This window comes from Streptomyces sp. NPDC052701 (assembly GCF_040678355.1).
Classification (GTDB): Bacteria; Actinomycetota; Actinomycetes; order Streptomycetales; family Streptomycetaceae; genus Streptomyces.
Map to the genome: position 1 here is coordinate 33,587 of NZ_JBFATO010000050.1, position 9,077 is coordinate 42,663.

Here is a 9,077-nt window from a genome sequence, read left to right on the forward strand (position 1 = left end):
GCTCGGTGGCGCGGGCGCCCTCAGCCGCGGCGCCGGGACCCCGGCCGTCCGGCGCGGAGCCTCACGCCGTCGCCGCCGGCGGGGCCAGCCGGCGGGAGAGCCAGGTGGGCACACCGCCCAGCAGGCGGAACAGCCGCCGTGCCTCCTCCCGCAGACGGGACGCCTCCGGCTCCACCTCCGCGTCCGCCAGGGACACCAGCGCCGGGGCCGTGCCCACCAGGTAGCCCAGCTCCTCGCGGATCCGCAGGGACTCGGTGAAACCGTGCCGGGCCTCCGCCAACTCGCCGTCCCGCAGGGCCAGTCCGGCCAGGTGCCGCCAGGTGAAGGACATCAGCAGGGCGTCGGACTGGGCGGTGGCGCCCGCGTGGGCGCGGCGGTACGCGGCACGGGCGGCCTGGGGGGAGCGGGCCAGGTTCTCGGCGAGCAGGCCCCGGCGGAAGTCCAGCAGGGCCCGGCCGGGGGAGCCCGGCGGGATCAGGGCCGCGGCGCGGCCGAGCGCGGCGCGCGCCTCGTCGGCGCGGTCGCGCACCGTCAGGAGCGTCGCGGCGTACGCCAGGTACCCGCGTTCACAGGCGGCCGCGCCCCGTTCGTCGTCGCTGTGGGCCAGCGCCTCCGCGGTGCGCAGCGCGTCCTCGGCCTCCTCCCAGCCCTGCTCGGTGTACAGGCACCGCTCCACCAGCAGGGCGGCACGCTGCAGCGCGGCCGCCGGGCTGGCCGGCACCAGCAGGGCCGCCGCGTCGGCCCAGCAGGCGCGCGAGCGCAGCCGCCATACCGCGGTCTGGAGGGGATCGTCACCGGCGGTCGTTCCGTTACCAGACATGGCGGTATGCGCCACGTTGCCCTCCCCGAGCACGCCGTCGAGCTGTTGAGTGGTGGCCGCATCTCAGCACGAATCGCCCGGCCCGGCCAAGAGGGTGGGTGAAGGATTTCACAAAGTCGTGGGACTCCGCGGTCCCACGGAGCCTCAGCCCATCCGCAGCGCCAGGAAGAAGTCGAGCTTGTCCTCGAGGCGGGACAGGTCACGGCCCGTCAGCTGCTCGATCCGGCCGACCCGGTAGCGCAGCGTGTTGACGTGCAGGTGGAGGCGGGCCGCGCAGCGCGTCCAGGAGCCGTCGCAGTCGAGGAAGGCCTCCAGGGTCGGGATGAGCTCGGCGCGGTGGCGGCGGTCGTAGTCGCGCAGCGGGTCCAGGAGGCGGGCGGTGAAGGCGCGGCGCACGTCGTCCGGGACGAAGGGCAGCAGCAGGACGTGCGAGGCCAGTTCCTGGTGGCCGGCCGCGCACACCGGGCCGGGGCGGGCCGCCGCCACCCGGCGGGCGTGGCGGGCCTCCTCCAGGGCGCCGCGCAGGCCCTCCGCCGAGTGCACGGCCGCGCTGACGCCCAGGGTGACCCGCCCCTCGTCGCCCAGGCCGGCCGTGAGCGGGCCGCGGACCGTCTCCAGGAGCGCGTCGGCGAGGACGCCGGCCTCGGAGCCGTCGTGCTCGGCGGAGACCGCGGGGAGCGGGACGAGCGCGACGGCCTCGCCCCCGGTGTGGGCCACGGCGATGCGGTCGGAGGACTCGGGGCCGGCGGAGTGGGGGTGGCCCCCGCCGCCCGCGGCGGCCGGGGAAGGGGCGACCAGGATCTCCTCCAGCAGTGCCTGGGCGACCGGGCCGCCCTCGACGCCGTCGCCGTCCCAGTCGACGCGGGCCACGACCACCTGCCAGTGCGGGGCGGCGCCCAGCCCGGGCAGGAGGACCGGGGCGGCCACCCGCAGGCGGGCGGCGATCTCGGCGGGGGCCGCGCCCGCCTGGACCAGTTCCAGGACCTCCTGGGCGAGGCGGCGGCGGACCGTGCGGGCGGCGTCCCGGCGGTCGCGTTCGACCGCGATCAGCTGGGTGACGCCGTGCAGCAGGTCGAGCCGTTCCTCGGCCCAGTCCCCGGCGTCCGCCTCGACGGCCAGCAGCCAGTCGGACAGCATCGTCTCGCGCACGTCCCGCGCGGACTGCGAGGACTGCGGGGAGCGGCCGCCGGAGCGGACGGGGAAGAGGGAGTAGGTGGTGGTGCCCACGATCACCCGGTGCGGGCCGCGGCGGCCCGTGCGGGTGGCCGCCAGGTGTTCGGCCGCCAGCTTCGCGCACAGGTCGGCGGGGAGGGCGGCGCCCGTGGCCTTCGGGCCCGCGACGAGCCGTCCGGTCGGGGACAGGACCCAGGCCCGCAGGTCCAGGTCGGAGCCGAGCAGGTCCAGGACCACGTCCGGGCCGCCGCCCGCCGGACCCGACGTCATCATCCGCCGGTGCCGGTCCACGACGGCCGCCAGGTCCCCGGCGCGCTCACCGGAGACCTGCCGCACGACGTGCTCGGTGATGGTCGCGAACGCCACCGACTCGTGCACGGCGAACAGCGGCAGGCGGTGGCGGGCACAGGCCGCGACCAGGTCGTCCGGGATGTCGCCCAGCTCGGCCTCGCCGACCGCCAGGGCGGCCACGCCGGCCTGCGTCAGGATCCGCACGAAGGGCTCGGAGTCGGCGGCGTCCCGGCGCCAGGCCAGCCCCGTGAGCACCAGCTCCCCGCCCGACAGATAGCGGCTGGGGTCCCGGAGGTCGGTGGTCATGACGCCCCGGACGGTGCGGTCCAGTTCGTCCCCACCGCCGAGGAGCCTGAGGCCCAGCGCGTCGGTGTCCAGCAGTGCGCGCAGCCGCATCTCGTCGCCGCCGTTCTTCGTCTCGAAAACTACGATGGATCTGGAGGGGCCGTGGGTGAGGGCCCGTTCGGCGGGCCGGCGAGCGGTGCTCGCCGTCTCCCGGGCTGTGCCCCGGCTGTGTTCCCGGGCACGCGGCCGTGTCGCGCGTTTCCACAGGAAAACGAGGAGGCTGCTGAGAACCTCCGTTCATACGAATCTACAAGATGTCCTTCGTGGCCAGCCAATTCCTTCATGGCTTCGGTGACTGACCCCGGTGGAGCACATCCCTGTGTACTGGCTCCCCTCCGCGTCAACAGCACAGGGAAGAGCCGGACCCGCCGCATACGGATCGGCTCGATCCGTACGACCCACGAGACGAAGAAGAGAGCCGGTCATGGACTTCCTTCGCCCCGCCAGCTGGGAGGAGGCGCTCGCCGCGAAGGCCGAGCACCCCGACGCTGTGCCGATTGCGGGTGGCACCGACGTGATGGTCGAGATCAACTTCGATCACCGCCGGCCCGAGCACCTCATGGACCTGAACCGCGTCGAGGACCTCTACGAGTGGGAGGCCGGCGAGGAGAGCGTACGGCTGGGCGCCTCCGTGCCGTACGCCAGGATCATGGCGGACCTGCGCGCCGAGCTGCCGGGACTGGCCCTCGCCTCGCACACGGTCGCCTCCCCGCAGATCCGCAACCGCGGCGGCGTCGGCGGCAACCTCGGCACCGCCTCCCCGGCCGGCGACGCCCACCCGGCCCTGCTCGCCGCGGGCGCCGAGGTGGAGGCCGAGTCGGTGCGCGGCAAGCGCCTGATCCCGATCGACGAGTTCTACCTGGGGGTGAAGCGCAACGCCCTCGCGCCCGACGAGCTGATCCGGGCCGTGCACGTGAGGAAGGCCGACGGCCCGCAGCAGTTCTCCAAGGTCGGCACGCGCAACGCCATGGTCATCGCCGTGTGCGCCTTCGGGCTGGCGCTGCACCCGCGCACCCGGACCGTCCGCACCGGCATCGGCTCGGCCGCCCCGACCCCCGTCCGGGCCGGGGCCGCCGAGGAATTCCTGAACGCCGCACTGGAGGAGGGCGGCTTCTGGGACAACGGGAAGACCATCACCCCGTCGGTCGCCGAGCGGTTCGCGGACCTGTGCTCCGCCTCCTGCGACCCGATCGACGACGTCCGGGGCACCGCCGGCTACCGGCGCCACGCGGTGGGCGTCATGGCCCGCCGCACGCTGACCTGGGCCTGGGAGTCGTACCGCGGCGCCCGCCGCGCCTCGAAGGGAGCCGCGTGATGCGCGTCAACTTCACCGTCAACGGACGTCCGCAGGAAGCCGACGACGTGTGGGAGGGCGAGTCCCTGCTGTACGTGCTCAGGGAGCGGCTCGGCCTGCCGGGGTCGAAGAACGCCTGCGAGCAGGGCGAGTGCGGATCGTGCACGGTCCGGCTGGACGGCGTGCCCGTGTGCGCCTGCCTGGTCGCCGCCGGCCAGGCGCAGGGCCGCGAGGTCATCACTGTCGAGGGCCTGGCGGAGTACGCCCGGCGGCGGTCGCGCGACAGGGGGGCCGGCGGCGGCACCCCGCCCGAGGAGGCCGGGCACGGGGCGGCCGGGCCGCAGGACTCCCACGCCGGCGGGGGCGGCGGGCTCTCCCCGGTCCAGCAGGCCTTCATCGACGCCGGCGCCGTCCAGTGCGGCTTCTGCACGCCCGGCCTGCTGGTCGCCGTCGACGAGATGCTGGAGCGCAACCCGAGCCCGAGCGACGCGGACGTCCGCGAGGCGCTGTCGGGGAACCTGTGCCGCTGCACCGGCTACGAGAAGATCATGGACGCGGTCCGCCTGGCGGCCGCCCGGCAGGGAGAGGCGGTCTGACCGTGTCCTCCCCCGACGGAACCCCCACCAGGATCACCCAGGGCTCGCCGACCAAGGGCGGCATCGGCGAGTCCACGCTCCGCCCGGACGGCATCCTCAAGGTCACCGGCGAGTTCGCGTACTCGTCCGACCTGTGGCACGAGGACATGCTCTGGGGCCAGATCCTGCGCTCCCCCGTCGCCCACGCCGAGATCGTCTCCCTCGACACGGGCGAGGCCCTCGCCACGCCGGGCGTGTACGCCGTCATGACGTACGACGACCTGCCGGCCGAGGTGAAGAACTACGGCCTGGAGATCCGGGACACCCCCGCCCTCGCGCACGGCAAGGTACGCCACCACGGCGAACCCGTCGCCATCGTCGCCGCCGACCACCCGGAGACCGCCCGCCGCGCCGCCGCCAGGATCAAGGTGGAGTACCGGGAGCTGCCCGTCGTCACCGACGAGGCCTCCGCCACCGCGCCGGACGCGATCCTCGTCCACGACGACCGCGACGACCACCACGCCGGCCACGTCCCGCACCCGAACATCGTGCACCGCCAGCCCATCGTCCGCGGCGACGTGGCCGAGGCCAGGAAGCGGGCCGACGTGATCGTCGAGGGCGAGTACACCTTCGGCATGCAGGACCAGGCCTTCCTCGGCCCCGAGTCCGGCCTCGCCGTTCCCGAGGAGGACGGCGGCGTCCACCTCTACATCGCCACCCAGTGGCTCCACTCCGACCTGCGCCAGATCGCGCCCGTGCTCGGCCTGCCCGAGGACAAGGTGCGCATGACGCTGGCCGGCGTCGGCGGCGCGTTCGGGGGGCGCGAGGACCTGTCGATGCAGATCCACGCCTGCCTGCTGGCACTGCGCACCGGCAAGCCCGTCAAGATCGTCTACAACCGCTTCGAGTCCTTCTTCGGGCACGTCCACCGCCACCCCGCGAAGCTGTCCTACGAGCACGGCGCGACCAGGGACGGCAGGCTCACCCACCTGACGTGCCGGATCGTCCTGGACGGCGGCGCCTACGCCTCCGCCTCCCCGGCCGTCGTCGGCAACGCCGCCTCCCTGTCCGTCGGCCCGTACGCCGTCGACAACGTCGACATCGAGGCCCTCGCCCTCTACACCAACAACCCGCCCTGCGGCGCCATGCGCGGCTTCGGCGCGGTCCAGGCGTGCTTCGCCTACGAGGCGCAGATGGACAAGCTGGCCAAGCGGCTCGGCATGGACCCGGTGGAGTTCCGGCAGCTCAACGCGATGGAACAGGGCACGATCATGCCGACCGGGCAGCCGGTCGACTCCCCGGCCCCGGTCGCCGAACTGCTGCGCCGCGTCAAGGCCATGCCGATGCCGCCGGAGCGGCAGTGGGAGTCCAGCGAGGGCGCCGACGTGCGGCAGTTGCCGGGCGGTCTGTCCAACACCACGCACGGCGAGGGCGTCGTCCGCGGGGTCGGCTACGCGGTCGGCATCAAGAACGTCGGTTTTTCCGAGGGTTTCGACGACTACTCCACGGCCAGGGTGCGCATGGAGGTCGTGGGCGGCGAGCCCGTCGCCACCGTGCACACGGCCATGGCGGAGGTCGGCCAGGGCGGTGTCACCGTCCACGCGCAGATCGCCCGCACCGAGCTGGGCGTCGCCCGGGTCACCATCCACCCGGCGGACACCCGGGTGGGGTCGGCGGGTTCGACCTCCGCCTCCCGGCAGACGTACGTCACCGGTGGCGCCGTGAAGAACGCCTGCGAGATCGTGCGGGAGAGGGTGCTGGAGATCGGGCGCCGCAGGTTCGGCTCCCACCACCCCGCCTGGGCGACGGCCGAGCTGCTGCTGGAGGGCGGCAAGGTCGTCACCGCCGGCGGCGAGGTCCTCGCCCGCCTGGCCGACGTGCTCGGCGACGAGGCGGTGGAGGCCGAGGAGGAGTGGCGGCACCGGCCGACCGAGGCCTTCGACCTGCGCACCGGGCAGGGCAACGGCCACGTCCAGTACTCCTTCGCCGCGCACCGCGCCGTCGTCGAGGTCGACACCGAGCTCGGCCTGGTGAAGGTCGTCGAGCTGGCCTGCGCGCAGGACGTCGGCAAGGCGCTCAACCCGCTGTCGGTCGTCGGCCAGATCCAGGGCGGCACGGTCCAGGGCCTGGGTGTGGCGGTCATGGAGGAGATCGTCGTCGACCCGGAGACCGCGAAGGTGCGGAACCCCTCCTTCACGGACTACCTCATCCCCACCATCCTCGACACGCCCACCATCCCGGTCGACGTGCTCGAACTCGCCGACCACCACGCCCCCTACGGGCTGCGCGGCGTCGGCGAGGCCCCCACCCTGTCGTCGACCCCGGCCGTCCTCGCGGCGATCCGGGACGCGACGGGCCTGGAGCTGAACAGGACGCCGGTCCGGCCGGAGCATCTGACCGGGACCGCGTGACAGCCCTTGCGGGCGGCGCACGGAACGTCACGCACTCCGCGCCGCCCGAAGTGCTCGCGTCGTCCGTCCCGGGCCGTCCCCCCGGGGCGTGCGGCCGCGGCACCCCGACCGCTGCCCGAGGAGGCCGAGACAGATGCTGGACATCGCCGAGGAGCTGAACCGGTGGGTCGGGCAGGGCCGTGACTTCGCCGTGGCCACCGTGGTGGCCGTCGACGGCAGCGCGCCCCGCCGGCCCGGCGCCGCGCTCGCGGTGGACGCCGACGGCACGGCGGTCGGCTCGGTCTCCGGCGGCTGCGTGGAGGGCGCGGTGTACGAGCTGTGCCGGCAGGCGCTGCAGGACGGCGAAACCGTCCTGCAGCGCTTCGGCCACAGCGACGAGGACGCCTTCGCCGCCGGCCTGACCTGCGGCGGCGCCATCGACGTCCTGGTCACCCCGGTGCGGGCGGCGGACGCCGTCCGCCCGGTCCTCGCCACCGCGCTGGCCGCCGCCGCGCGCGGCGGGGCCGTGGCGGTGGCACGGATCGCGAAGGGACCTGCGGACCTGGTGGGCCGGGCGCTCGCGGTGCGCCCCGACGGCTCCCACGACGGCGGCTTCGGCGCCCGTCCCGAACTGGACCTCACCGTCGCGGCGCAGGCGCACGCCTTCCTGGACGCGGGCCGCACCGGCACCCTGGAGATCGGCGAGCGGGGCTCGCGCTGCGGAGCGCCGCTCACGCTCCTGGTCGAGTCCTCGGTCCCGCCGCCCCGCATGATCGTCTTCGGGGCGGTCGACTTCGCGTCGGCGCTGGTGCGCGTCGGCAAGTTCCTCGGCCACCACGTCACGGTCTGCGACGCGCGCCCCGTCTTCGCGACCAGGGCCCGCTTCCCCGAGGCCGACGAGATCGTCGTCGAGTGGCCGCACCGGTACCTGGAGCGGACCGAGGTGGACGCCCGCACGGTCCTGTGCGTCCTGACCCACGACGCCAAGTTCGACGTCCCCCTGCTCGAGCTGGCGCTGCGCCTCCCGGTCGCGTACGTCGGCGCGATGGGCTCCCGCCGCACCCATCTGGACCGCGACGAGCGGCTGCGGGAGGCCGGCGTCACCGGCCGGGAACTGGCGCGCCTGCGCTCCCCGATCGGCCTCGACCTCGGCGCCCGGACGCCCGAGGAGACGGCCCTGTCCATCGCCGCCCAGATCGTCGCCGACCGGCGCGGCGGCAGCGGGATGCCACTGACCGGCGCGCACCTGCCGATCCACCACGACACGGCGTCCGCGCCGGCCGGGCGGACCGGCCCGGTGGCCTGAGCGACGGTCGCCGGGGACCGCCCGGCCCCCCGGGCCCGTCTTTTCCGGGTCGCCCCGGTCCCGGACCCCGGCGCACGGCCGGATCGTTCCGGGGGCGCGGCCTCGGCGCGCCCCGCCCCGCCGCCGTCGGAGCCCGGCCCGGCAGGGCGACATGTGCAGATGTCCAGGGCCTGTCGTCGAATTCTCGTCGTCCGCCCGGAGGGTGGGCCCCGCGGCGTCGGGTGCGTGCTCCCGGCGTGCCGGGCGCGGGCCCTCGTACGGGATGTACTCGGGTCCGCGCCCGGTGCGGCGAGGGGGCGTGCAGGGCGTCGCGGGGCAGGCGGGAGTTCGACGACAGGCCCTAACGCGCCACCACGGACACCGCGGCGCCGGCGGCCGTGGCGCAGGCCAGGAACGCCGCGGCGCCGGCGGCGTGGCGCCGGAGCAGGGCGCGCCGCAGCAGGCGGTAGCGGGCCTCGTACTCCTGGCGCAGTTCGTCGGCGCGCCGGACCGTCGCGCGCAGGGTCTGCCGGGCCAGCTCGATCCGCTGCTCGACGTAGCACCGGGTGACCTCCTCGGCCTGGGCGGTGGTCAGCCAGGGCAGCTTCGCGCACAGGGCCCGGGCCTCGCGGTACGCGGCGTCGTGGTGGGCACGGGCCAGGAGGTATCCCTCTGCCTCGGCCGCCAGGGCCGAGGCGTCGCCGGCCCACGCCCGGCCACCCCGGCCGCGGGTCACGAGCGGTCGCTCTCGTGGCCCGCGGCGTCGATGACGTCGCGCTTGCCGACGTTCTCCTTCTCGTCCCACTGGGCCACGTCGGGGTGGTGGAGGTCGAAGGCGGGGGATTCGGAGCGGATCTTGGGCAGGGTGGTGAAGTTGTGGCGTGGGGGCGGGCAGCTGGTGGCC

General features: G+C 75.0%; 7 protein-coding genes and 1 pseudogene. 4 read left to right on the forward strand and 4 right to left on the reverse strand.

What is annotated here, in order from left to right:
- Positions 1-61: 61 nt before the first annotated feature.
- Both AB0L29_RS33305 and AB0L29_RS33310 read right to left on the reverse strand, forming a co-directional pair.
- Complete coding sequence (locus AB0L29_RS33305) at positions 62-820, reverse strand: hypothetical protein (RefSeq protein ID WP_365832704.1); 759 nt, start codon at positions 818-820, stop codon at positions 62-64.
- A 144-nt stretch (positions 821-964) separates the two neighbouring features.
- Positions 965-2,680 (reverse strand): PucR family transcriptional regulator ligand-binding domain-containing protein, encoded by a 1,716-nt coding sequence (locus AB0L29_RS33310; RefSeq protein ID WP_365832706.1) that lies wholly within the window; start codon positions 2,678-2,680, stop codon positions 965-967.
- A gap of 373 nt (positions 2,681-3,053) precedes the next feature.
- On the opposite strand from AB0L29_RS33310, the gene AB0L29_RS33315 reads away from it, so the two are divergent.
- The 4 genes from AB0L29_RS33315 (at position 3,054) to AB0L29_RS33330 (ending at position 8,194) form a co-directional block, all read left to right on the forward strand.
- A complete protein-coding gene (locus tag AB0L29_RS33315) occupies positions 3,054-3,944 on the forward strand; it encodes an FAD binding domain-containing protein (RefSeq protein WP_365832708.1) in 891 nt (296 codons plus the stop codon).
- Entirely contained in the window at positions 3,944-4,519 is a 576-nt protein-coding gene (locus AB0L29_RS33320) for a (2Fe-2S)-binding protein (RefSeq protein ID WP_365832710.1), read from the forward strand. The genes AB0L29_RS33315 and AB0L29_RS33320 overlap by 1 nt, the downstream gene beginning before the upstream one ends.
- A 2-nt stretch (positions 4,520-4,521) precedes the next feature.
- On the forward strand, positions 4,522-6,909 hold the full coding sequence (locus tag AB0L29_RS33325) for a molybdopterin cofactor-binding domain-containing protein (RefSeq protein ID WP_365832712.1): 2,388 nt from the start codon (positions 4,522-4,524) through the stop codon (positions 6,907-6,909).
- Positions 6,910-7,042: 133 nt separating this feature from the next.
- Positions 7,043-8,194, forward strand: coding sequence for an XdhC/CoxI family protein (locus AB0L29_RS33330; protein ID WP_365832714.1), 1,152 nt, complete (start codon positions 7,043-7,045; stop codon positions 8,192-8,194).
- Between the two features lie 340 nt (positions 8,195-8,534).
- Here AB0L29_RS33330 and AB0L29_RS33335 read toward each other — a convergent pair whose 3' ends face one another.
- Positions 8,535-8,909 carry a hypothetical protein gene (locus AB0L29_RS33335; RefSeq protein ID WP_365832716.1) on the reverse strand — a complete coding sequence of 125 codons (375 nt, stop codon included), beginning with the start codon at positions 8,907-8,909 and terminating at the stop codon, positions 8,535-8,537.
- Positions 8,906-9,077, reverse strand: a pseudogene (locus tag AB0L29_RS33340) (cytochrome ubiquinol oxidase subunit I); the annotation flags it as partial. The pseudogene AB0L29_RS33340 and the gene AB0L29_RS33335, both read right to left, overlap by 4 nt.